The sequence below is a fragment of the Paenibacillus sp. FSL H8-0315 genome (assembly GCF_038005365.1).
Classification (GTDB): Bacteria; Bacillota; Bacilli; order Paenibacillales; family Paenibacillaceae; genus Paenibacillus_AQ; species Paenibacillus_AQ odorifer.
Genome location: NZ_JBBOTA010000001.1, coordinates 2,455,074 through 2,478,392 on the forward strand (window position 1 = coordinate 2,455,074; position 23,319 = coordinate 2,478,392).

21 protein-coding genes are annotated in these 23,319 nt (G+C 43.9%); 6 read left to right on the forward strand and 15 right to left on the reverse strand.

The window, feature by feature from the left end:
* Positions 1–38: 38 nt before the first annotated feature.
* Genes MHB56_RS10600 through MHB56_RS10610 form a run of 3 tightly spaced genes read right to left on the reverse strand, consistent with a single transcriptional unit; the run spans position 39 to position 3,547 of the window.
* Positions 39–875 carry a sugar ABC transporter permease gene (locus tag MHB56_RS10600; RefSeq protein WP_076128667.1) on the reverse strand — a complete coding sequence of 279 codons (837 nt, stop codon included), beginning with the start codon at positions 873–875 and terminating at the stop codon, positions 39–41.
* Entirely contained in the window at positions 872–2,179 is a 1,308-nt protein-coding gene (locus tag MHB56_RS10605; protein WP_076128669.1) for a carbohydrate ABC transporter permease, read from the reverse strand. The genes MHB56_RS10600 and MHB56_RS10605 overlap by 4 nt, the downstream gene beginning before the upstream one ends.
* Before the next feature lie 18 nt (positions 2,180–2,197).
* Positions 2,198–3,547 carry a sugar ABC transporter substrate-binding protein gene (locus MHB56_RS10610; protein WP_341143557.1) on the reverse strand — a complete coding sequence of 450 codons (1,350 nt, stop codon included), beginning with the start codon at positions 3,545–3,547 and terminating at the stop codon, positions 2,198–2,200.
* Positions 3,548–3,993: 446 nt separating this feature from the next.
* Between MHB56_RS10610 and MHB56_RS10615 the strand changes: the two genes are divergently transcribed.
* The 3 genes from MHB56_RS10615 (at position 3,994) to MHB56_RS10625 (ending at position 6,992) form a co-directional block, all read left to right on the forward strand.
* Complete coding sequence (locus tag MHB56_RS10615; RefSeq protein ID WP_341143558.1) at positions 3,994–5,760, forward strand: glycoside hydrolase family 13 protein; 1,767 nt, start codon at positions 3,994–3,996, stop codon at positions 5,758–5,760.
* Between the two features lie 253 nt (positions 5,761–6,013).
* A complete protein-coding gene (locus MHB56_RS10620) occupies positions 6,014–6,511 on the forward strand; it encodes a YtxH domain-containing protein (protein ID WP_076128671.1) in 498 nt (165 codons plus the stop codon).
* Positions 6,512–6,659: 148 nt separating this feature from the next.
* Entirely contained in the window at positions 6,660–6,992 is a 333-nt protein-coding gene (locus MHB56_RS10625; protein WP_036680215.1) for a DUF5665 domain-containing protein, read from the forward strand.
* A gap of 189 nt (positions 6,993–7,181) precedes the next feature.
* Here MHB56_RS10625 and MHB56_RS10630 read toward each other — a convergent pair whose 3' ends face one another.
* The 9 genes from MHB56_RS10630 to MHB56_RS10670 all read right to left on the reverse strand — a co-directional run bounded on the left by MHB56_RS10630 (position 7,182) and on the right by MHB56_RS10670 (position 17,661).
* A complete protein-coding gene (locus MHB56_RS10630) occupies positions 7,182–7,952 on the reverse strand; it encodes a sigma-70 family RNA polymerase sigma factor (RefSeq protein WP_076128673.1) in 771 nt (256 codons plus the stop codon).
* Positions 7,949–8,404 (reverse strand): anti-sigma B factor RsbW, encoded by a 456-nt coding sequence (gene rsbW, locus MHB56_RS10635; protein ID WP_036680217.1) that lies wholly within the window; start codon positions 8,402–8,404, stop codon positions 7,949–7,951. Before rsbW ends, MHB56_RS10630 begins: the two co-directional genes overlap by 4 nt.
* An 18-nt stretch (positions 8,405–8,422) precedes the next feature.
* A complete protein-coding gene (locus MHB56_RS10640; RefSeq protein WP_076128675.1) occupies positions 8,423–8,761 on the reverse strand; it encodes an STAS domain-containing protein in 339 nt (112 codons plus the stop codon).
* Positions 8,762–8,857: 96 nt separating this feature from the next.
* Entirely contained in the window at positions 8,858–10,528 is a 1,671-nt protein-coding gene (locus MHB56_RS10645) for a response regulator (protein WP_076128677.1), read from the reverse strand.
* Between the two features lie 21 nt (positions 10,529–10,549).
* Entirely contained in the window at positions 10,550–11,416 is an 867-nt protein-coding gene (locus tag MHB56_RS10650) for a CheR family methyltransferase (protein WP_051491113.1), read from the reverse strand.
* A 79-nt stretch (positions 11,417–11,495) separates the two neighbouring features.
* A complete protein-coding gene (locus MHB56_RS10655; RefSeq protein WP_076128810.1) occupies positions 11,496–15,164 on the reverse strand; it encodes a response regulator in 3,669 nt (1,222 codons plus the stop codon).
* A 2-nt stretch (positions 15,165–15,166) separates the two neighbouring features.
* Positions 15,167–16,333 carry a SpoIIE family protein phosphatase gene (locus MHB56_RS10660; protein ID WP_076128679.1) on the reverse strand — a complete coding sequence of 389 codons (1,167 nt, stop codon included), beginning with the start codon at positions 16,331–16,333 and terminating at the stop codon, positions 15,167–15,169.
* Positions 16,334–16,570: 237 nt separating this feature from the next.
* Positions 16,571–17,095 (reverse strand): hypothetical protein, encoded by a 525-nt coding sequence (locus tag MHB56_RS10665; RefSeq protein WP_076128682.1) that lies wholly within the window; start codon positions 17,093–17,095, stop codon positions 16,571–16,573.
* Between the two features lie 59 nt (positions 17,096–17,154).
* Positions 17,155–17,661, reverse strand: a complete 507-nt coding sequence (locus MHB56_RS10670) for a DUF948 domain-containing protein (RefSeq protein WP_036680224.1) — start codon at positions 17,659–17,661, stop codon at positions 17,155–17,157.
* Positions 17,662–17,850: 189 nt separating this feature from the next.
* Here MHB56_RS10670 and MHB56_RS10675 point away from each other — a divergent pair, with 189 nt between their 5' ends.
* Positions 17,851–18,018, forward strand: coding sequence for a DUF1328 domain-containing protein (locus MHB56_RS10675; protein WP_036680225.1), 168 nt, complete (start codon positions 17,851–17,853; stop codon positions 18,016–18,018).
* Positions 18,019–18,237: 219 nt separating this feature from the next.
* Positions 18,238–18,615, forward strand: a complete 378-nt coding sequence (locus tag MHB56_RS10680) for a hypothetical protein (RefSeq protein WP_076128684.1) — start codon at positions 18,238–18,240, stop codon at positions 18,613–18,615.
* A gap of 220 nt (positions 18,616–18,835) precedes the next feature.
* On the opposite strand, the gene MHB56_RS10685 is transcribed toward MHB56_RS10680, so the two are convergent.
* Together MHB56_RS10685 and MHB56_RS10690 are read right to left on the reverse strand one after the other, a co-directional pair.
* Positions 18,836–19,909, reverse strand: coding sequence for a C40 family peptidase (locus MHB56_RS10685; RefSeq protein ID WP_076128686.1), 1,074 nt, complete (start codon positions 19,907–19,909; stop codon positions 18,836–18,838).
* 204 nt (positions 19,910–20,113) lie between these two features.
* The gene (locus MHB56_RS10690; protein WP_076128688.1) at positions 20,114–20,983 is read right to left on the reverse strand and encodes a cation diffusion facilitator family transporter; all 870 of its coding nucleotides are present in this window, start codon (positions 20,981–20,983) and stop codon (positions 20,114–20,116) included.
* Between the two features lie 133 nt (positions 20,984–21,116).
* Between MHB56_RS10690 and MHB56_RS10695 the strand changes: the two genes are divergently transcribed.
* Positions 21,117–21,302 carry a hypothetical protein gene (locus MHB56_RS10695; RefSeq protein ID WP_036680230.1) on the forward strand — a complete coding sequence of 62 codons (186 nt, stop codon included), beginning with the start codon at positions 21,117–21,119 and terminating at the stop codon, positions 21,300–21,302.
* A gap of 324 nt (positions 21,303–21,626) precedes the next feature.
* Here the strand turns inward: MHB56_RS10695 and MHB56_RS10700 are convergent, their stop codons facing one another.
* A complete protein-coding gene (locus MHB56_RS10700; protein WP_036680232.1) occupies positions 21,627–23,252 on the reverse strand; it encodes an ABC-F family ATP-binding cassette domain-containing protein in 1,626 nt (541 codons plus the stop codon).
* Positions 23,253–23,319 lie beyond the last annotated feature (67 nt).

Consider the following 23,319-nt stretch of genomic DNA (forward strand, 5'->3'; position numbering starts at 1 on the left):
GAATTCAGCGTAGCCTCACAAGGGTAGCGCAGTTCGTCTTATCCTTTGCTTGCACCTGCGGTCAGGCCATCCACCAAGAAACGCTGTAGGAAAATGAACAGCAGCGTGACTGGGAGAGCGACCAATACCGCTCCGGCAGCGAACAACGTAAACTCGGTTGAGTTACTTTGGTTCACCATCCGGTAAAGCCCAACGGCGAGCGTTCTTGTATCCTCCGTGCGCAATACAAGGTCGGCGAATATAAAATCCACAAAGCAGCCGTTGAAAATCATAAGGCTGGCATAGGTGAGCATCGGCTTAGATAACGGGATCATGATAGAAAGAAATACTTTCATATGACTCGCCCCATCCATTCGCGCAGCATCTTCCAAGCTTTTAGGAATCGTATCAAAAAAACCTTTAGCCACAAAAACATTCGTGATAATAGCACCGCTGCTGTACACGAGCACAAGTGCCCAATGAGAATTCAGTAGCCCAAGTGTGTTCAGCAGCACGTAAACTGCAATCATAGCCATAAATCCCGGAAACATCTGCAGAACTAGGAGCGTGGTTAGTGTAGTTTTTCTGCCCGTAAATCGATAACGAGAAATGGCGTACGAAGTCAGCAGCAGCAAAAAGGTGCCGAGCAGCGTAGACAACGCCGCAATCTTTAGCGTATTCATGAACCATAGCAAATATTTAGTTTGCTCAAACAGTTCCTTGTAATGAACAAAGGTGAAATTCTTAGGAATCAATGAGTCACTGAACAAACTGTTTCCTGTTTTGAAAGAAGACATAATAATCCAGAAAGCTGGGAAAAGACTAATAAAACTGAGCACAATCAGCAATAAATGGCTTCCAAACGTTTTTAACGCTTCCGTCAGTCTTAGCTTCATGCAATCATATCCTCCTCTTTAAAGGATCGCGTCCGCCGGTAGCTCCAGATGGAGAATGTCGCGACCATCAGGAAGATGACAATCCCGATGACAGAAGCAAAGCTGTACTGTGACTGGTTCAGCGCCAGTTTATAAAGCCAAGTCACCAGCAGGTCAGTGTGGCCCGCGTACTGGTAGTTAGGATTAACCGGTTCTCCGTTAGTCATTAGATAAATGACATTAAAGCTGTTAATGTTGCCGGCAAACTGCATAATCAGGATAGGTGCGGTTGCGAACAATACCATGGGCAGCGTAATCATGCGGAATTTATAAAATGACCCAGCACCGTCTACTTCTGCCGCTTCATACATATCCTTCGGAATTGTTGTCAGCACCCCAAAGGCCAGAATCATGGTCACCGGAATGCCGATCCACATATTAGCCAGGATTACAGTGACCTTAGCCCAGAAAGGATTGGTTAGCCAGGCCACACCCTCCAGTCCCAAGGCTCTTAAATAACTATTGATCGGTCCGAATTGATTATTGAACATATTGCGCATGACGAGCAGAGAAATCATATTGGGAATAGCGAAAGGAACGATCAGAAGTGTGCGCCAAAGCTTTTTGCAGCGGACACGGGGCTGGTGAATAAGTACTGCAATAAGCACACCTCCAATGTAAGTCGTCGCAGTAGCAATAACCGCCCAGATCAAGGTCCAAGTCAGCACTCCACCAAAGGTGGAACTCCAGACATCCAGACTAAGCATTTTATTAAAATTACCGAAACCCACCCAGTCTACTAGATGTGCTGGCGGTAAAATCGGGTCGGCATAGTTCGTAAACGCCAGTAGCACCGAAAAAACAAGTGGTAATATCGTCAGAAAAACCACGGCCACAAAGGGAATCGCGAGGACAAGATAGGCAAAATTCCTCCGCCCCATAGCTCTGAGCGATTCAGCGAATGAATGAATGGGCTCTTTCCGGTCCCGTGCAGCTCCAACTAGGAATGCATCTCTGATGTTCAGTAAATGAAAAGCTGTATAAAAGAGCAGCGCCAGCAATGCCATTAGACCATTGATCATCATAAAAATGGAGTGGTCGCCTTCCACCATCCGGGTTAATTTGCCTACCTTGACCATACGGCTTGGAAATTCACCAAGCGTAATTAAGCCATGCAAATGTCCCATCAGATCATGAGCAATATAGTAGATTCCAGCAGACCCCACCAGCAGGAATACCAATCCTTTCAGCCACTGCCGGTTGTAGAACTGGCCCAGTCCCGGAATAATAGCCGAGAGTAGCGCTGCGCCTGTTTTCTTCCTCATGGTTAAATCACCTGCCCTTTACTTCGACTCCAGATCGGCCTGAATCGTGGTTACAGTCTGATCCAGCGTCTGTTTAACATCAAGATTTGAGTCGTTCCACAGGGACACAAACGCTGCTTTTAGGGGTTCCCAGACCGATTTAATTTCTGAAACGGAAGGCATTGGAACGGAATTTTGGAATTGCTCGAAGAATCCGCCAATAATAGGGTCATCTTTGATTTCCGGCGCTTCTCCAGCCTCTATACTCGCAGGAATCGCTCCCGTCATCTCAAAATTCTTAAGCTGATTCTCCTTGTTGCTTGCAAAATGTGCGAACAAACGGCCTGCGACTGGATATTCCGTATATGAGTTGACATAATACGATTTGACCCCGGAGAAAGAAAGACTGTCTTGACCGTCAGGTCCCTTTGGAAGAGGAGCCACACCCAGGTTAACATTTTCCTTAAACGCCGCTATGGACCACGGCCCGTCGATATTCATCGCCAGCTTACCTTCTTGGAACAACTGTGTTTTCACGTCATAAGTGATATCTCCTGCATTCAAAGGCAGAATTTTTTTGAGGCTCTGCAGAAACGTAAACCCTTTGATAGTGCCTTCATTGTTCAATCCAATATCCTTGAAATTCGTATTGTTGTCTCCGTAAATATATCCGCCGAAGCTGCCAATAAACGGATAGCTGTAATATCCGACGAATTCCCACATGATTGCAAATTTGTTTTCCTTCGGATTGTTATACGTATCTGCAAAAGCAATCACATCATCCCACGTTTTAGGAGCGTCAGGAATCAGGTCCTTGTTGTAGAACAGCGCATAGGTTTCTACCGATTTAGGATAACCGTAAAGAATGCCATCATAAGACGATGCCTGAACGGCTGTTGCCACCATCGTTGATTTGGTTTCTTCCTCAAAAACATCATTTGGCAAAAGCAGCCCTGCTTTTACGGCTTGCCCGATCTGGTCATGGGGCAGAGTCAACACATCTGCAGCAAGTTTAGACGGACCATCCGTCGCCAGTCTTGCGCCTTGATCACCACCTGCCATTTCCTCAACTGTGACGGGAACACCATATTCTTTTTCGAAATCAACAGCAATCTGCTTCATGTACTCAAGCTGCTCCTTGGCTTCCCAGACCATCAGTTTGGCCCCTGCTTCTGGTTTCATTTCCTCATCGGTGGTATTCTCTCCGGAAGTATTTGTCTCATTTGTGGTTCCCCCCGGCTCGTTCACTGCGGAATTCGGACTCGAATTCGGCTTTGATGCGGAGTTCCCATTGCCTGAACCGCATGCGGTGACCGTCAAAGTTAACAGCAGGCATAGGACTAAACTAAATGTTACCGCTTGCATTTTGGAACGTTTACTCTTCTTCATTTGCTCATCTCCCCTTCGTTCATGAGTGATTAAACCTAACCCGCATTGAAAAAAAGCATATAAAAAAGGTACAACCTCATTTGCACAAAGTGCCGAGGTTGTACCTTTTCAGGTAACAGTGCCTTTAATTTGAATGCGTGTTATGAAAAATCAAGTTCGTTCGCCCTCATTCTATAATATCCATAATTTTGATTGCAATCAGAGTATAAGTCCAAAAAAGACGGTTTAACAAAGTTTATCTTTTCTTTTCTTTTATTTTCTCTTTATCCCTACCACATACTAAAAATTCCATATTGTAAATTCTTGTGAAATAACCTCTTGCTTTGCTCTTGAGGGTTATGGTAAGATGCAGACAAATTTAAAGGCAATGAAACCGCCAAGGGTTCAACCTCTGAAAATCATGAGGTTGGCCCTTTTTTGCGTTTACATGCCCGAAGGGATGGAAAATGAGTATGATTCAACCGGAAGCCGTTTATCACCGTATGGGACAAAATTGGTCATATGCCTACGATGAGTCTACACTTCATATTCGCATAAGAACTAAGCGGGACAACGTATCACAGATCGATCTTTTCTGTGGAGATAAATTTGGCTGGGACAAAACGCATGAGGTCATTCCAATGCAGCGCCTCGCTTCTGACGGCTTGTTCGATTACTGGCAAGCCTCCGTCCGTCCCGTTTACCGCAGACTCGCGTATTACTTTGCGCTTTATGACAAAGACGAAGTTCTTTATTTTTTGGAAAAAGGTTTTTATCCAGAGCCACCTGCTGTGGTATATGAGGGCTTGTTCGACTTTCCATTTTTGAATCGTGAAGATGTGCACTCCCCTCCATCGTGGGTGAAAGATGCAGTATTTTATCAAATATTCCCGGAGCGTTTCGCGAATGGGGATCCCACCAACGATCCGACAGATGTATTGGAATGGGGCGGCACGCCGAGTCCTCGGAATTTCTTCGGAGGGGACTTACAGGGTGTACTAGATCATTTGGATTATCTCTGTGAATTGGGCATCAATGCTATATATTTTAATCCTTTATTTGCGGCAACCACCAATCATAAATACGATACAAAAGATTATTATTTGGTCGATCCTCATTTTGGCACCAATACATTGCTGAAAGAGCTTGTGGACTCCTGTCACTCCAAAGGCATCCGTGTCATCCTGGACGGTGTCTTTAATCATTGCGGTCATACCTTCCCGCCATTTGTTGATCTGCTCGCGAACGGGCAATCTTCACGTTATGCGGATTGGTTCCATGTACGCGAGTGGCCGCCACAGGTCATCGACGGAATTCCCACCTATGACACCTTTGCATTTGAGCCTATCATGCCTAAGTTCAACACTGAGAATCCTGAAGTCATAGAATATCTACTGAATGCAGGCCGCTATTGGATCGAGGAAATCGGTATAGACGGCTGGCGGCTTGATGTCGCAAATGAAGTCTCCCATTCGTTCTGGCGGCAATTCTGCAGTGCGATCAAAAGCATTAATCCAGAAGCCTATCTCGTAGGAGAAATCATGCATGATTCCTTGCCGTGGCTGCTTGGCGATCAATTTGACGCCGTTATGAATTACCCGCTAACGAATATTCAAATTAATTTTTTCGCTCACGGACAGATCAATGCTGCACAATTCTCTCAGTCGGTTGCTACTATGCTAGCGAATTATCCGCAGCAAATTACGGAAGCCGCCTTTAATCTGCTAGACAGCCATGATACAGTTCGTTTCCTGACACTTTGCGGCGGTGACATCAGGAAGTTAAAGCTGGCCGTTTTGTTCCAGATGACCTTTCAAGGAGCACCCTGTGTTTATTATGGCGATGAAATCGGCATGGATGGCGGATACGATCCGGACAACCGAAAATGTATGGAGTGGGACTCACAGAAACAGAATCAAGAATTGTTCGAATACTATCGCTGGACGATCAGCCTTCGTAAATCTCATCCCGCATTCCGGAGCAGTCGATTTAAAGCGCTGGAGATTCCGGGTTATCCAAAGCTGCTTGTATATGAGCGGTGGGACAAACAAAGCCGGTTCATAATCGTATTGAACAATGAAGATGTTATGGCCGAAGTCATCATTCCTGTAACCGGAGCAGACACGATATGGGTAAATCTAAAGACGCAGAAGCGGACTGAAACCTCCACATCCCAGCTGCATCTGAATCTGCCTGAATTCGGCTATGCGGTACTCCAAGCCGTTAATGATTAATCCGTAACATTATAAATTCAATCGTGGAAGGATGGAGACATATGCTGCATATCACAGCCTGTCTTCGCCCTTCTTTTTGCGCATAAACAAATCTTGATAAAGCCCTAAAAAGGCGGTTTATATGACCTAAAGCCCTCTAGGTTACCGTATCCTCCCTTAAACTCCCGTAATCTCCCCCTTGCTCTTCAACTGTTTCAGCCCATACGCCAAAGTTTATATACGAAGTAAGATAAATTATAAGGAGTGATTGGTGATGAGTAACGTAGAACATGAAGTAGAGAACGGAAGCAGCTTATTAAAAGGTATCTTTATTGGTAGCTTAATTGGTGCCGCAGCAGCCCTGCTATTTGCACCAAAGCCTGGTCGTGAAATGCGCAGTGATCTGTCAGATAAACTTTCTCAAGCTACAGACAAGACCAAAGAAGTTGCTGGTGCCGTAACTGACAAAACCAAAGCTATTGCGACAACCGTTGGCGAAAAAGCAACCGATTTGGCTAGTACGGTGTCAGATAAAGCTTCTGATATCTATACTACTGTCAGTGACAGCAAACAACAAATTGCCGCCACTCTTCAAGAGGCTGGAAGTAAAATTGGTGACACTGTAAGTGAAGCCTCAAGCAATGTAAGCTCGGATGTTAAAGACGCCTCTAAAGACGTAGCTGATGAAGCTAAAGCATCCTCTAAAGAGGTTGCCAATCAGGCTAAGGATGCGAAAGAGGATGTAAAATCCTCCTATAAATCCAATTACTAATCTGCGGCATCATACAGCTATCACTTTAACAAACAACAGCCAGCTGACCGCAGCTGGCTGTTGTTTAGTTACACCTTTATTCACATCAGCAGATACAACTAGACATTTAATTAATGCCCGTTCGGGCTATAGAAAGCAGGGATGGCGCATGGCAGATTCAAATAACCAAACAAAACCTTATGAAATTGATGAACATCCTTTCGAGTTGCGACATGAAGTAAAACGCTTAAACAGTCGTCTTGATAAGATCGCTCACTCACTGGAAAAATCAGAATTCAAAGACATTCTCGACAACTATTCAGATCCGAAAAAAAGAATCATCACAAACCTGATGGCCGGTATATCTCGGGGACTTGGACTATCTCTCGGAACATTTGTAGTCCTTGGTTTATTAGGCTACATTCTTAGTCTTTTTCTTAATGTTCCAGTAATCGGAGAGTATCTTGGCGAAATTAAAAAATACATTGATGCTAATAGCTAACCGCAAGACTATCAATCTATTCCCCAACTATCGACCGCTTCCCCCGCTTGTCCGTCTAATCCTCTAGGTTGGACGGACAAGCGGGGGAATAAGTCTACAACAGTATACAAATAAAGGACATGCGGGTCTCCAGTCAGCGGAGAGAGGCATGTCCTTATCGTCGAAAATGTATATTACCCATACAGGAACTCAATAGGAAGAGTTGGCCATAATCTGCTTTAACTTCTCAGTGGCCCGCTTCTGTATGCGTGAAACGCTCATCTGTGATACCCCCAGCTTCTGGGCGATCGCCCGCTGGGATTGTCCATCTTGGAACGCTAACAGCAGCACCTGCTGCTCCTGTTCCTTCAATTGACCTAGTGCTTGTTGCAAATCCATACGTTTCTCTACGGTCTCGTAATCATTTGCGTCAGAGCTGATCAGCTCGCCTAGTGTGGCTCCTGTCTCCTCTTGAGAAAGGGGCGAGTCTAGGGAGACGTAATGATAACATTCTCTGCCCGCCAGTACTTCTACAGTTTCTTCAACAGACAAATCAAGATAATGAGCAATCTCATCCACCGCAGGCGAACGTTCCAGCTTCACTGTTAGTTCGTCAATCGCGTGTTGAACAAGTGCTCCCTTTTCTTTAATCCGTCTAGGTACCTGTATGTACCAAGATTTATCACGTAGGAAATTCTTCATATGTCCAATCATGCTTTTCATCGCATAGGGCTCAAAAGGGATTCCAAGGCTAATATCATATTGCTGTAATAACCGGATGAGCGCCATTTGCCCGACCTGATATAAATCCTCATACAAGTCGGGGCGGTTGCGAGAAATTTTTCCAGCAGCCATTTTTACCATAGGCTCATATTTCTTAATCAGCACTGTTGCGCGTTCATTATCCTTAGTCTGCTGATATTCCCAAATTTGGGTGACTGCTTCATTCATGGACTCGGGGGGAGTCACCTTATCACTCATACCTTTTCCTCGCTAAAGTTAAGGTGCTTCTTCAAAGTTACTACCGTCCCTCTTCCGGCCTCACTTACGACGCTCACGTCATCCATCAACGCTTGCATTAAGTAGAACCCTAAACCGCCGACCTGAACGTCACTTAACTCTTTATCATGCAGTGTCATACGCTCACTGGACGAGTCTTCCAAACCGTCAAAGCTCTCCCCCTCGTCTTTGACTGTAATGGATAGGGCACTTTCACCCACCTCAAAGATTACATCAACCATTCCGTCTTGTTGTCCATAGGCGTACAATACTGAGTTGTTACACGCCTCTGATACAGCTACCTTCATATCTTCAATATCTTCGTAGGTGAAGCCCATTTTTGAAGCAATACCATATAAATTCAACCTAACAATATCCACATACTCTGCGCTAGCCGGCAGCTGAAGAATTACTTTTTGCACATCATCACTCATTCTTTGTTCTATCCTTTCCTAGTGGGAATTCTCTTGGGAGGCAAAAAACTTGGTAATACCAGTCATGTCAAACAGCTTCTGAATTTGGGGAGGAACATCCTCAACCATAAACTTAACGTCCATACCTTGTCTTGATTTCAGGATCGAAAGTAGAATACCAATACCCGTGCTATCGATGTATTTTAATTCTTTAAGATTTATTACTAAATCATGCTTCGTATCACCTACAAGCGGCTCCATTACCAAACGGAAATCGGAAGCCACGGATAGATCAAGTTCACCATTCAGGAAAACCGTACATACACTTTCTTTTGTCTCTGTCTTAGCGTGAAACTTATTACTTTTATGCGTGTTCATAGACGATCTCTCCTGATAAATATTTTCTATATTAATAACCTCATAGTCCTACCTTTGAAACAAATAACATTAAAATATAAACTAGTAAATCTTGGGTTACGCCTGAAAAATAGAGGTATCTGTTTCAACCATCCGATTATCGCTGCTAGAATACCGAGAGATAATCTGCTTAATACTACTCATCTTAAGTGGCTTGCTGATATAGTCATCCATTCCTGAGGCTTTACAGCGATTCTGGATGCCATCCATGACATTCGCAGTCATTGCAATAATAATAGTCTTCTCAGCCGCCGGACCGCCTTCTCGACGGATTTGAGCGGTTGCCTCCAGGCCATCCATTACTGGCATTTGGAGATCCATAAAGATAAAATCATAGGGCTGCTTAAGCGCCATTTGCACAGCCTGTTTCCCGTCCTCAGCCATATCAGCTTCATAGCCGAGCTTATCTAGCATGCTAACCATCAGACGCTGATTGATAGGATGGTCATCTACAACAAGGATTCGGCTTCTGCTCTCCTGATTAAGAAGAAGATGAGGCGATTCCTCTTCTTGATAACCTCCTGTCAAATCTTCTCCAGGTACGGATGCTTGTATCGTAAAAATAAAGGTAGCTCCTTTTTGCTCCATGGATTCTACCCGTATTTCTCCGCCCATCATGCCTACAAGGGATTTACATATGGCTAAACCAAGCCCTGTTCCCCCGTATTTCCGTGTCATTGAAGAATCCAGCTGTGAGAACGGTTGGAACAATCGGTCGCATTTCTCTGGAGAAATACCAATCCCTGTATCCATGATCGTGAACTCGACTTCTACCTTGTTCCCAGATGTTTCTTTGATGGAAGCGACTAAATAGACACCGCCTTGATTCGTAAATTTAACTGCGTTAGCAATCAGATTAATTAATACTTGGCGTAAACGGGCCATATCTCCATATAAAAGTCTAGGCAACTTCTGATCGATAAAATAAGCAAGCTCCAGGTTCTTTTTTCCCGCTTCCACCGAAAAGAGGCTGAACACCTCTTGAATACATGTGCGAAGTTCGAACAGCTGCTCTTCGATTTCCATTTTACCGGATTCCATTTTGGTGAAATCAAGAATATCGTTTATCACCGTAATCAACGTGTCTGCACTTTTCCGAATGATCTCGGAATACTCCTTCTGCTCAGGAGCAAGGTCAGTCTCCATTAATAAATCAATCATACCCACTACGCCATTCATTGGTGTACGAATCTCATGACTCATCATAGCCAGAAATTCCGACTTCGCTTTGGAGGCGATCTCCGCCTCTTCCTTAGCCTTTACGAGCTCACTATTTATGATTTCCAGTTCTTTCGTCTTTTGCTGCAGCAGCATGGTCTGAGTCTGATGCTTCTTGCTCGTAATATACATCTCGACAAAACCTTGTATCTTAGACTTCAGAATTTGTGGAATGAAGGGCTTGACCATATAATCAATAGCCCCTGCAGAATAGCCCGCGAATAAATGCTCCGCTTCCTTACTATTCGCAGAGATAAAGATAATCGGAATTTCCTTTGTTTTTTCTCTGGCTTTAATCAACTTTGCGGTCTCGATCCCATCCATACCTGGCATCTGCACGTCCAGTACGATGACAGCAAAATCATACCTTAACAAACACCGCAGCGCTTCTTCGCCGGAGGTGGCTTTGACTAGCTCATAATGCTGGCTTTCAAGTACCGCCTCCAGCGCCAGCAGATTTTCAGGACGGTCATCTACTAGTAGTATATGAATTGGTTCTTGAAACCCCATAGGACCACCCTCCTTCATGCGTTATTTTATGTTACGGTATATTTTTTCTACTCTGTCCAAAGACTCATAACAATCGCTGTACTTCGTAAAGTGAATGGATTCTTTAGAGCCTAGAACAAGTATTCCAAAACGACTTAAACTTTCATGAAACAAGCCGTGAACATGATCCCGCAGCTCATCATTGAAATAGATCATCACATTGCGGCAGAAAATAACATTAAACTCATTAAAAGAAGTATCTGTAGCCAAGTTATGCTCAGCGAATATAATGTTTTTGCGTAAATATGGCTGTAAAATAACCGAGTTATACTTCGCTGTATAGTATTCAGAGAATGCCCGGGTACCTCCCGCCTCCAAATAATTCTTAGTGTATTGCTTCATTCTGCTAATATCATAGACGCCTTCCTTAGCCTGCTGTAAAGAACGCTCATTCATATCTGTGGCATAAATCCGAGCCTTATCGTAAAGCCCTTCTTCATGAAGCAGGATGGCCATAGAGTATACTTCTTCACCAGTGGAGCATCCAGCATGCCAGATACGAATATAGGGATAAGTCCTCAACAACGGAACTACCTTCTGGCGAAACGTTAAAAATAACCCCGGGTCCCTAAACATTTCGGTAACCGGAATGGAGAGACTATAGACAAATCGTTCAAAACAGGCACGATCATGCAGCACCTTTTCTTGCAGCGCGGATATGCTGTGTACATTCTCCGCATGCACATGATGCCAGATACGTCGCTTCAAAGAAGGCAACGCATAATTCCGGAAATCATATCCATATAAACGGTGTACTCCATCAAGGAGCAGCTCGATCTCAATTTGCTCCAACTCGTCACTTCCTACCATAACGGGCTGCTCCTCATATCCGTGTTCTATCGCTTTCATTGTTATCCCGACTCCCTTATTAACACACCCTAATTCTAGTCATGTTAGTTCTTAAAAAGGTATTACCCCAAATATGAGTTTACGAATACAACCAGACACGCATTAACGAAAGAAGTTGACCTGTTGCGATCGGTTTCTTCATATAATCAGAAGCTCCCGCTTCAATACATTTGGCGCGATCCTCTTTCATTGCTTTGGCGGTAAGCGCAATAATAGGCAGTTTCTGATATTGCGGCATTTCACGGATTCGGCGCATAGCTTCATATCCGTCCATTTCCGGCATCATCATATCCATAAGCACGAGATCAAAATCTTCTTGCTCTACCAGCATTTCCAGCGCTTCACGTCCATTCTCCGCAAACTTCACTTCCATGTGGTATTCTTCCAGTACACTAGAGAGTGCAAAAACATTACGAATATCATCATCGACGAGCAGTATTTTCTTCCCTTCGAATAACTCTTCTTTGTTATGCAGCTTCTGCAAAATTTTACGTTTATCTTCCGGAAGATTGGCTTCTACCCGGTGCAAGAACAACGTTGTCTCATCCAGTAGTCGTTCCGGAGAACGAACATCCTTAATAATTATGGATTCAGCATACTTGCGGAGCTGTGTCTCCTCTTTGCTATCTAAATCCTTACCTGTATAAATAATAATAGGAAGATCGTTTAATTCCTCATCATCACGAATCTGATCCAGCAATTCAAAGCCGTTCATATCCCCAAGCATAAGATCCAGAACCATACAATCATATCTCTGCTTGCGCAGCTCCATCAGTGCCTCATTGCCGGTTGATACCGCGGTGATAGCTACATCATCGTGACCGATCAATTCCATAATGGAACGACGTTGAATCTCATCATCTTCAACAATCAGAAGGTACTTCACTGTGCTGGACGTATAGTTCTCAATTTGTGAGAAAGCCCGCTCCAATGCTTCTCTTGAAGATGGTTTTCTAAGATACGCCATAGCTCCCATCATTAATCCTTGCTTCACTTCATCGTTCACTGAGATAACATGAACAGGAATGTGACGGGTCTGAGATGCACTTTTCAGCTCTCTAAGAATGGTCCAGCCGTCCATTACAGGCAGCTGTATATCGAGAATGATCGCATCTGGCAAATAAGTTTTTGCCATCTGCAGTCCTATATCGCCTTGAAGCGCTACTAAACCTTTAAATCTGCGCCCACGAGCCATGTCTAACAAGATTTTCGCAAAGCTTTCATCATCTTCAATAATAAGCAGGACTTTGTCATTCGCCGTCAAATTGTCACGGTCATCCTCAATTGTCAGTTGTGGAAGGGGTACGTTAACTGCTGCTGGCACTAAGGTTGGAAGCATGTCTCCAATATATTCATCATATGTGGAATCCTCTTTGGACACCGCAGCTTCTATTTCTGCACGTTGTTTACTGTAATTTGCCTTCACCGGCAAATATAAAGTGAAGGTACTGCCTTGTCCCTCACGGGATTCGAGCACGATAGCGCCACCCATTATACGAACCAATTCACGGCTGATCGACAATCCCAACCCCGTGCCTCCATATTTACGGCTGGTTGTTCCGTCTACCTGCTGGAAGGCTTCGAATACAATATCTGTTTTGTCAGCCGGAATACCAATGCCACTGTCCTTCACAGCAATAGCAATATATTCATTATCACTCGGCAGATTTAGTGGCAAGAGATTATTATCTGCCGGGCTAACTGAAAACTCAATAAAACCTTCGGTTGTAAATTTAAAGGCATTGGAGAGCAGATTTCTTAAGACCTGCTTCAACCGGTGACTATCGGCAATAACGCTATCTGGCAGCGGCTCGTTAAAGGCTATCCGTAAGGAGAGTCCTTTTTTGATCGCCTGCGGAGCAAAATTCTGCTTCACAAAGCTTTTCAGCTCAGTCAGTTTAATTTCTTCATGATTCAGTTCCATTTTTCCTGCATCAACCTTGGATAGATCGAGAATTTCATCAATCATTTTAAGCAGGTCAGCACCTGACATATAAATCGTATGGGCAAATTCAACCTGCTTCTCCGTTAAATTACCATCCTTGTTCTCAGTAAGCAGCTGAGACAAGATCAGCAGACTGTTGAGCGGCGTCCGCAATTCATGGGACATGTTCGCCATAAATTCCGATTTATACTTACTAGTCACGGATAATTGCATAGCCTGTTTCTCTAGCTGAACCTTAGCATGCTCAATTTCATCTTTTTTCTCCTCGACCTCCTGCACTTGTTCCTCTAGTGCACGAGTCTTGGCGACGAGTTCCGTATTGTAATGCTCCAGTTCCTCCTGCTGGCGTTGCAGCAGTTCTTCTGAACGCTTAAGCGCGTCCGTCTGCTCTTCCAAGTTCTCATTAGAACGGCGCAGTTCTTCTTGCTGAGTCTGCAGCTCCTCTGACTGACATTGCAGTTCTTCCGTAAGTGCTTGTGACTCACGCAGTAATTTCTCTACAATCAGACGACGACTAATATTATTGAAAATAATGCTTAAATTATTCGCAAGTTGTTGCAGCAAATCATTTTTCAGACTGCTAAATGGCTGGAATGAAGCGAATTCTACTACACCGAGCAGCTCGTCTTCAAAAATAAGCGGATGAATGGAAATATATCCTGGCTGTGAATCCACAAAGCCGGATTTCACGGAGATATAATCTTCAGGAGCCCGCTCCAATCTGATTGGGTGCATATCAAGCGCACTTTGTCCTACAAGCCCTTCTCCAATCAAAAAACCTTCCTTTGGTTTCTTATCGTTATCTACTGCATAATAACCACTGCTTCGTAAAAAATCGGGACGGTTAGCATCCTTCAAATATACTGCCCCAAACTGGGCTCCCAGCACAGGGGTGAACTCGTTGATAAAGGTCTGTGAGACCTGATCCAATGAGCTAACCCCCCGGAGAAGTTCTGTCACCTGAGCAACATTTGCATTCAGCCAGGATTGATCATTCTGTGCCTGTGCATAAGCCTGTTCCATTTGCTGTTTCTCTTCAAGATCTAACGCCATTTTCTTAAAGACAAGGGCAACCTCACCAATCTCATCTTTCGAAGTAACCTTTATGCGCCTTATGGCCCGAATTCTGCCGTTGCCAAAGCTGGTAATCATCATCGAAACGACATTAAGCCCCCGCGTAATGCTTGGAATGATCCATAGAACAACTCCAAGTCCAAGTAGCAGGCCCACAATCATCATCAAGATGACCATCTGAGTAGAGCTTTGATAGGCATCTTTAGCTTTTGCGCTCTCTTCATTCATAATAAAGGCATTATAATCAGAGAGACTGTTCAGAGCATTTAACACGGCATTCTGAATCGCTTGTCCCTCTGTGTTAGAATACGTGCTGGCATTCTGGAAATAACCAGCTGATAGCAGCTTCAATATTTTTTCCTGATAATTTAGATAGATCGTATAAGAATCATCAATTTGATTAACGATCTGCATCTCTTCAGCGCTAGTCATTGATTCTTTTATTTTGTCGTAGTGCTCATTCGCCTTAGCTATTTTTTTATCAATCTCTTTTTTTTGTGATTCTACCGTTGATGTATCCGCGCTTAACATGGTCGTCGTTAATATGCGCGCCATATCATTCACTTCTCCACGCATACCTGAAGAAGAGCGCCCCTTCATATATCTATCCTGGTAACCCTCAAGCTGACCATTCATATAATCCAAACGATCGTATCCAATCATAGTAAGTGCCAGCATAATCGCCAGCATCGCACTAAAACCAATTAAGAGTTTAGCCTTTATTTTCATCCTCATTCTGTTCCCTTCTTCAGTGAGATCCACACTATACATTTGTCATCGTCACGCTCTTTAGGAACATCAGCATTGAAAAAAGCAGCCCGTATAGTTTCTTCCTTCCATTCATGCTCAACATTTAAATGCTTAATCATAAACTTCAGCTGCTCTTCCTGTTCACCCTCAACCAGCTCCAGCAGACCATCTGTATAGAGAACCAAATGCCCTTCATCTTCGTAGGTCAAGCTCTGAGGCTGAATATCAATCCGTTCAAACAGGCCTACAGGGTGACAATTACTTTCCAGCAAGACCGGAGTCTTAGCTGCGCCCTCAAAAAATAGCGCAGGTGGATGCCCGGCGTTAACGTAGTCAATACGCTTTATACGAGTGTCGATCACAAGATAAATCGTCGTAAAATAATATTGAATCAGCTTTTTCTCAATATAAAGTTGGTTAAACCTTCGATTGAGTTCCTGAATTACCTTTTCCGGCTCTACATAGGTAGTTACCGTATCCTTTAATACTGACGCAAGGAACATGCAAAAAAGAGAGGACGATATACCGTGTCCCATAATGTCCAGGAGGATTACGCCATATCGGCCATCCCCAAGGGGATACCAGGCATATAAATCACCCGCCAATTCAGAGGAAGGCTGATAGATAGCATGCACCTCGAAATTCTCTTCCTGCAGGGGTAGGCTGAGTACAGCATTCTGCACGAGTGCAGCCAGTCTCAATTCCTCCTGAATCCGCTGATCCCGTTCCTTATGCCAATCTTTCTCACGTTTCAACCGCAGAGCAAGCCGAATCCGGGCCATTAGCTCCACTTTATTAATAGGTTTCGTAACATAATCTACTGCACCTGCATCCAGCGCTTCGGCCAATTTCTTTGAATCACCTACAGCTGTAACCATTATTATTGGAATATCCTTAAGATGTTCGTATTGCTGCACAACACGACATGCTTCGATCCCATCCATTTCTGGCATCATCATATCCAGTAAAATCAGATCAATATCTGACATCCGGGGACGTCCATCTTCACTCCCCGAACCGATTCCAAGCCGTTCCAGCATCTCTTTGGCAGAGGATGCGGTTACGAAATTTCGGTAATCTTCTTTTTTCAGGATTTCACGGATAATGATAACATTAGTCGGATTGTCATCCACGATTAAGATTCTCATCATCTTCACCTCACACGATTAGTATTACGACCGTAAAATTCTGCAAACCTACTAACTATATCATACGCTATTTCACAGTGTTATTTCTATTTTCATAATATGTAAATATAGTCATAGGATCAATTTACGTATTCAGCAAAGTAACCTCCAGCCCCACTATACCTAGTGGGGCTGGAGGTTACTCTATTCTAAAGACAGCCTATGTTTATTAACCAATTTGCTCAAATATGAAACAGATTAGGAAGAAATACTATCAAATAAATCAATTCCTTCAAATTCACCCGCCAAATTTCGATATATTTTGAGTGCGTTATTCCCTCTCAGGTATACATCCCCATCTTCGGCTATAAAATACGGTTTGCCCAGAGTATCTTGCAGATTATCTGTTAAAGGATCGATTTCTACGCCATCTACATGTAAACCGAACTGCTGTGCTTGCGGAGGTGCAACATGTACATAAAGTACAACACCCTCGCCCACACCCACTGTCACATCTGCGTAATGGTACTCCACTGTCTCTAGCAATGGATCATTTGTCACCGCAAGCGGATTGCCTTTGGTCAGAAGCAGTTCTTCCTTTGTGGTGTATAAAGCGACACCTTGCAGAGAATCAAAGCGATTTATATATGGGCTGGATTCTGAAGCATGTTCAAATGCGAGAACCGACTTAGGTTGTTCAATAAAAGTAGAGATAGGCACCAACTGTGGAGACGCATCAAAGTATGGGAAAAGAAGACCAAATAAAAGGATCATCATGTTCATGTTGTGTCCCACCTTTCTTATCTGCAGCCACCGATTACAGAAGCTTTACTATCTTATGCTTAATGACGAAATTTCTTCCAAAGAGTTGCAGCTACGTCTACACCTTTTAGCACTGTAGCTATTTTTCCCGGTGACTTCTCAGCATAAATGGCATCATAGGAGTTAACAGTACGTTCTTCAGCAGGAGTTAGCGGAGCTTCTTTTATAGAGACTTCCTTACTTTTCTCCTTCAGCTCACGCGATTTACGATATTTCTCGATCACTGTGACTGACACTTGTTTGACTGTTAAGGTTAGCTCATTCATAACATCACCCAGATTCTTGACAGAATCGATGACTGGGTCAATCTTCTGAATCTTATGCTGTACATCGGCAGTGATTTCATTTGCGTGTCTGACCGTCGTTTTCACTTCATAAGTAAGCTCATCCATCGTCTTCTGTACTTCCACCAAGGTTTGGCTGACTTTGTCGAGTGAATCCTTTGCCGACTTTAAAGTTTTAATTAAAAAGAAAACAAGTACTGCGAATGCAATTGCGACGAGTGCTACACTAAGTTCAATGATCATATTCATAACCCCTTCCATATCTCATAAATATCGGCTAATCAGCCTTGTATACTGCATAGTTACCCCTGGTCCCATAAGCCGAAACATCTTGTCGAGCGTTGTCAAGAGTCCCTCTTCCCTTTTGTTTCAAAATCAAAGTCCCCGTTTATACAATGACTACATTAATCAAAAAAGGATAGGTGATATGTAATGTTAAAATGGTCCGCAATACTACTTGTAGTCGCAGTAATCGCCGGTATCTTTGGTTTCTTCAACCTAGTAGCTGCCGCTGCTGGTCTTGCTAAGATCCTGTTCTTCGTCTTCCTGGTTCTGTTTGTAATTTCTCTCTTCACGGGACGCAGAGGCAGATCTATGTAGCCCCTCTTATTAATGGTGTGACTGTTGTATCCCTCCCATATCTATCCATATATCTTATTCATCATGCAGAAAGTATAGGTCATTCCTGCACAGATGTCACTTGAGAAAATAAGAAATGTTGAATGGGTGGTTCATCACGCATCAATTACGTTTACTAGCTTATTAACAAACAGCGCTTTTGGAAAAAAATACATCCAACCCCCACAGGAGGAACCAAACATGAAAAAAATCGCCAGCCTTACAGTAGCCTTAGGACTTATGGCTTCCATTGCAGCTACAGCTTCAGCAGCTGAAGTAACAGGAACTACTACGGCTCCTGCAACCGTAACTGGAAGCACTTACAGCAATTCTTTTGAAACCATTATTACTCCAGCGGATATGAGTCCAGCTACACCGCAAATAGTGCTGACTGAGAAAACACCTTTCTACTTTTCAGTCGGAGGTATAATTCCAGCAGGCTGGCTTGGCGTTCAGACTCTTGATACAACAGGTGAAGTCATTTCGGATACTTGGGGTAATGAATGGAGAGAAATTTACACTTGGCTAGGAAAAGCATGGGTTAAGGTTCCTGTATCAGCCAATGTGATTTTGCCATAATTAATCAATAAGCGAAGAAGGGGTGTCCCAAGAGCCAAGAAAATGGCCGATGGTACTGCCCTTTTTTTATGTGGAGAGTACATATTCTGAACAGATAAACAGGAAGAGCTACCCCTTCAGTAGAGAATTCTACTAAAAGGATAGCCCTCTTGCGCGTACGCCCGCCATCGTTCACCCGTCACAAACATGCGATGCTGTCGCTTCCTGCATTTTCATATATTTAGCGAATGACCGAACCTCCGTAGAGAAAACGATTCATCCAAGAAGCGCTTAGTTTATCTACTCTTACCCCGCCTGAAGCTACGGAATAAGTTTGTAGAACTTGTCCATCCCCTAGATACATTGCAACATGCGATATTCTAGCTGTAGATTTGTCGATTCCCTCATAAGCAGAAGCAGAATTCCCCTTATAATCCATAAAGAACATTAAGTCGCCGCGCTTCAAATTGGAAATAGACGTAACCACCGTACTATTCGACTTCACCCAATCTCCCTGTTGACGGGAATCCGCCGGCAGTTTGAGATTGGCTGCATCCATAAAAATTTGCCGGATGAAGTCCGAGCAATCAAAGGTGCTTGTATCATTTCTGCTGGAGCCATACTCATAAGGCGTTCCTAGATATCCCATACCTGCAGCAATCACCCGTTCGATTTGGGCTGAAGCCCCCGGTGTGGTTACAGGTGGATTGGGTGTAGGTGTAGGCGTTGGTGTTGGTGTTACCGTTCCAGATCCCCCACCGTTTCCTGAAAGTGTACTATATTGTTCACTTGAACTTATATATCCGATGCTACCATCCGCCGCTTTAACTTGATACCAGTAACTGTTAGGCTGCGCCAGAACTTCTACTTTTTCTCCCTTATTCAAAAGCTTCATTATTTTCCCGCTTGTTGAAGGTGAAACTCGAAGATTCACACCATACTTAATGGTGCCAGTTTGTGCCGATGGTGTCGTTACTGAAGCAGAGGATACACTGATATATTTATCTCCTGCACTTGTATAACCCACTGAACCATCAGCCGTTTTTACTTGATACCAATAGCTGTTAGGCTGCGAAAGGATCTGCACTTGATCTCCCTTTTGCAAGTACTTCACTATTTCTCCGTCAGTAGAAGGGGTGCTGCGAAGGCGAACACTAGCCTCGATCACACCTGTTTGAACGGCTGAAGCTGCTGTAACTGAATTAGATGAACTTGAGGCTGCCGCTGCTTGTCCAGGAGCAGATACTCCTAAACCTGCAACAATTGCAGCAGATACTAACAAAGATGCTGTAATTTGCTTATGTGATTTGATCATACGTTCCCCCAAATTCCATGATGAGATTTCAATAAAGGATTGTACTACATTATTCCTTTATGCCCTCATTATAGGCTTGCCCGGGATTTGGAACATGCTCCAAATTTCACATATAATCATGCCACTTTATGGTAACACACAGGTCTAAAGTCTCGATTTCTCCTTGAATATGTGTTATTTTTCCTTAATATAGCATTTCGCGATTTATTTTTTAGGCTCCACGTGCACCTGCACATTCATAATATTATGCATTTTGCTCATTCTTTCTTCGATGGAATCACTTATTTCATGACCTTCCGTCACAGAAATATTCGCATCCACCTCCACTACAACATCCACATGCACATGATTACCATGAACCCGTGCCTTCACATCTTTAATCTCTTCTACTCCCGGCGTTCGAGCAATCGTACTGCGTAGATCCATCAATTTATCTTGATCAAAGCCATCGGTAAGCCGATAGGTCGAATCACGAAAAATATCCCAAGCGGTCTTGGAGATAATGAGTCCGACAAGAACAGCTGCTGCGGAATCAATCCATGGCAAACCAAACTGTGCACCCACAATCCCAACTGCGGCTCCAACACTGACCATTGCATCAGAAAAATTATCCTTAGCCGCTGCCATAAGTGCCCCACTGTTAATTTGTTTGGCCAGTCTTTTGTTATATATGTATACCCCCATCATAGCTACTGCACATACAATAGCCACCCCTGCCGACCAGAGCTGCGGCGTTTCTTTTGTACGATCGAAAAAGGAACGCACCGCCTCCACAATCACTTGAAGGCCCACTACCGCCATGATAAAAGAAGCCAACAACGCCGCTACGGTCTCTGCCCGGAAGTGCCCATAAGCGTGGTCAGAGTCAGGTGGCTTCCGCGAAATCCGTAACCCCACCAGTACAGCTATGGATGCTACGATATCTGTTAAATTGTTGACCCCGTCCGCAACGAGTGCGCTAGATGCAAATAAATAACCACAAACCAGCTTGAATGATGATAGGATGAGGTAAGCCGCTATGCTCACCCAAGCTCCTCGTTCACCTTTACGTATATCTTCGTAAATATCAGTCATTCTTGGCTCCCCCTCTTTTCCCCGATTATTTAAAATACGGAAAAGAATTCTTTCAATTATTCTTGCCCTTGTGGCAGCATTTAAAAACAATTAGAATAAAGTGTAAGGACTTGCTTCGAAGGAGGTTATCATAATGAGCGAAAGCAACGATAAAGGAAAAATCAACTTAGCGGAAGCTATCCGTAAAAAACTGGAACAGAAGAAGCAACAATCTTCCTCCAAGCCTGGATCCACATTTCAGGCCGGTTCCGCCAAACCGCTAAAAAGCCAAAATAACAAAAAGCCTAACAACCAACGCCGTCGTACTGGCGGATCTTAGTATTTACTTATACTTAAACATAAACGGCTGCGAATCCCTCGGGGAAACGCAGCCGTTTATACGTTCGTCCTGCCTGATAGGATGGATTAGAACTCTTCAAATTCATAACTGCTTTTCTTTAATGTACGATTAGCCAGCTGAAAACATGCGCTTTGGGAAACCTCAAGGGCTAAAGACTCCTGTCTTGGAAACCCCGCATACACCCCGTAGAATTCTACTTGTGAATAACTTTTCAAAATTGAAATTATAAAGACAGCTACCCTGATCCTAAAAGGATTAGTGTAGCTGCTTCATGGATTCCTTCCGCATAGCGGAAATTAAATATTATACTTCTACAGGATACATGCGCTGGCGCATTTCCTTAATTTCTGGATTCTCCAAATATTCATCGTAGCTCATGGAGCGATCAATTACACCTGTAGGTGTAATCTCGATGATGCGGTTAGCAATGGTTTGGATGAACTGATGGTCATGGGAAGTGAATAGAATCGTGCCATCGAAATCGATCAGCCCGTTATTCAGTGCCGTGATGGATTCCAGATCCAAGTGATTGGTTGGTTCATCGAACACAAGCACGTTCGCGCCGTTGAGCATCATTTTGGCCAGCATACAGCGAACCTTCTCGCCCCCGGACAGCACACTTGCTTTCTTCAGTGCTTCTTCTCCGGCGAACAACATACGGCCCAAGAATCCACGCAAGAAAGTTTCGTCCTGATCTTTAGAATACTGGCGTAGCCATTCTACAAGATTCATTTCCACACCATCGAAATAGCTGGAGTTGTCTTTCGGGAAATACGCTTGAGTTGTAGTTACTCCCCATGTATATTCGCCCGCATCCGCTTCTTGCTCACCCATGATCACATCAAACAGCAGTGATTTAGGCTGGGAGTAAGGGCCTACAAACGCAATCTTATCCCCTTTATTTACTACAAAGCTAATTTCATCAAGAAGCTTTTCACCTTCAACCGCTTTGGACAATCCGCTGACTGTCAGCAATTGTTTACCCGCTTCACGTTCTGGTTTGAAGTTAAGGAACGGATATTTACGGTTGGACGGACGAATGTCGTCCAGTGTAATTTTCTCAAGTTGCTTCTTACGTGATGTCGCTTGTTTAGACTTGGAAGCATTGGCCGAGAAACGCTGGATAAATGCCTGCAATTCCTTGATTTTATCTTCCTTTTTCTTGTTCGAATCACGCTGCAAAGCTTGCGCAAGCTGACTGGACTCATACCAGAAGTCGTAGTTGCCGACGTACATCTGGATTTTGCCAAAATCAATATCCGCAATATGCGTACATACTTTATTCAGGAAGTGACGGTCATGGGATACGACGATAACAGTACCTTCATAGTCCATGAGGAAGTTCTCTAACCAGCCAATAGATTCGAGATCCAAGTGGTTGGTAGGCTCATCTAGCAGCAGGTTATTTGGACGGCCAAACAAGGCTTGCGCCAAGAGTACCCGTACCTTTTCATTGCCGCTCAGTTCGGCCATTTTTTTGTCATGCAGTTCACGCATAATTCCGAGACCAATCAGCATGGCAGCTGCATCTGGCTCAGCATCCCAGCCGTTAAGCTCAGCGAACTCACCTTCAAGCTCCCCTGCACGCAGGCCATCCGCTTCTGTGAAATCGGACTTCGCATAAAGCGCATCCTTTTCTTTCATAATTTCATAAAGACGTGTATGACCCATAATTACGGTCTCAAGTACTGGGAATTCATCATACTCAAAATGGTTCTGTTTGAGTACTGCGAGACGTTCGCCCGGTGTAACATGTACCTCACCGGTATTTGCTTCGATCTCACCAGACAGAATTTTCAGAAAGGTTGATTTACCGGCACCATTGGCACCAATCAAACCGTAGCAGTTACCAGGGGTGAATTTTATGTTTACATCTTCAAAGAGAGCGCGTTTTCCGTAGCGGAGTGTTACGCCGCTTGTGCTAATCATTACGCATTACCATCCTTTTCACTTAGGGTTTCGGCTCATTATAGCATAAATAGAGAGCAAAAAGCCC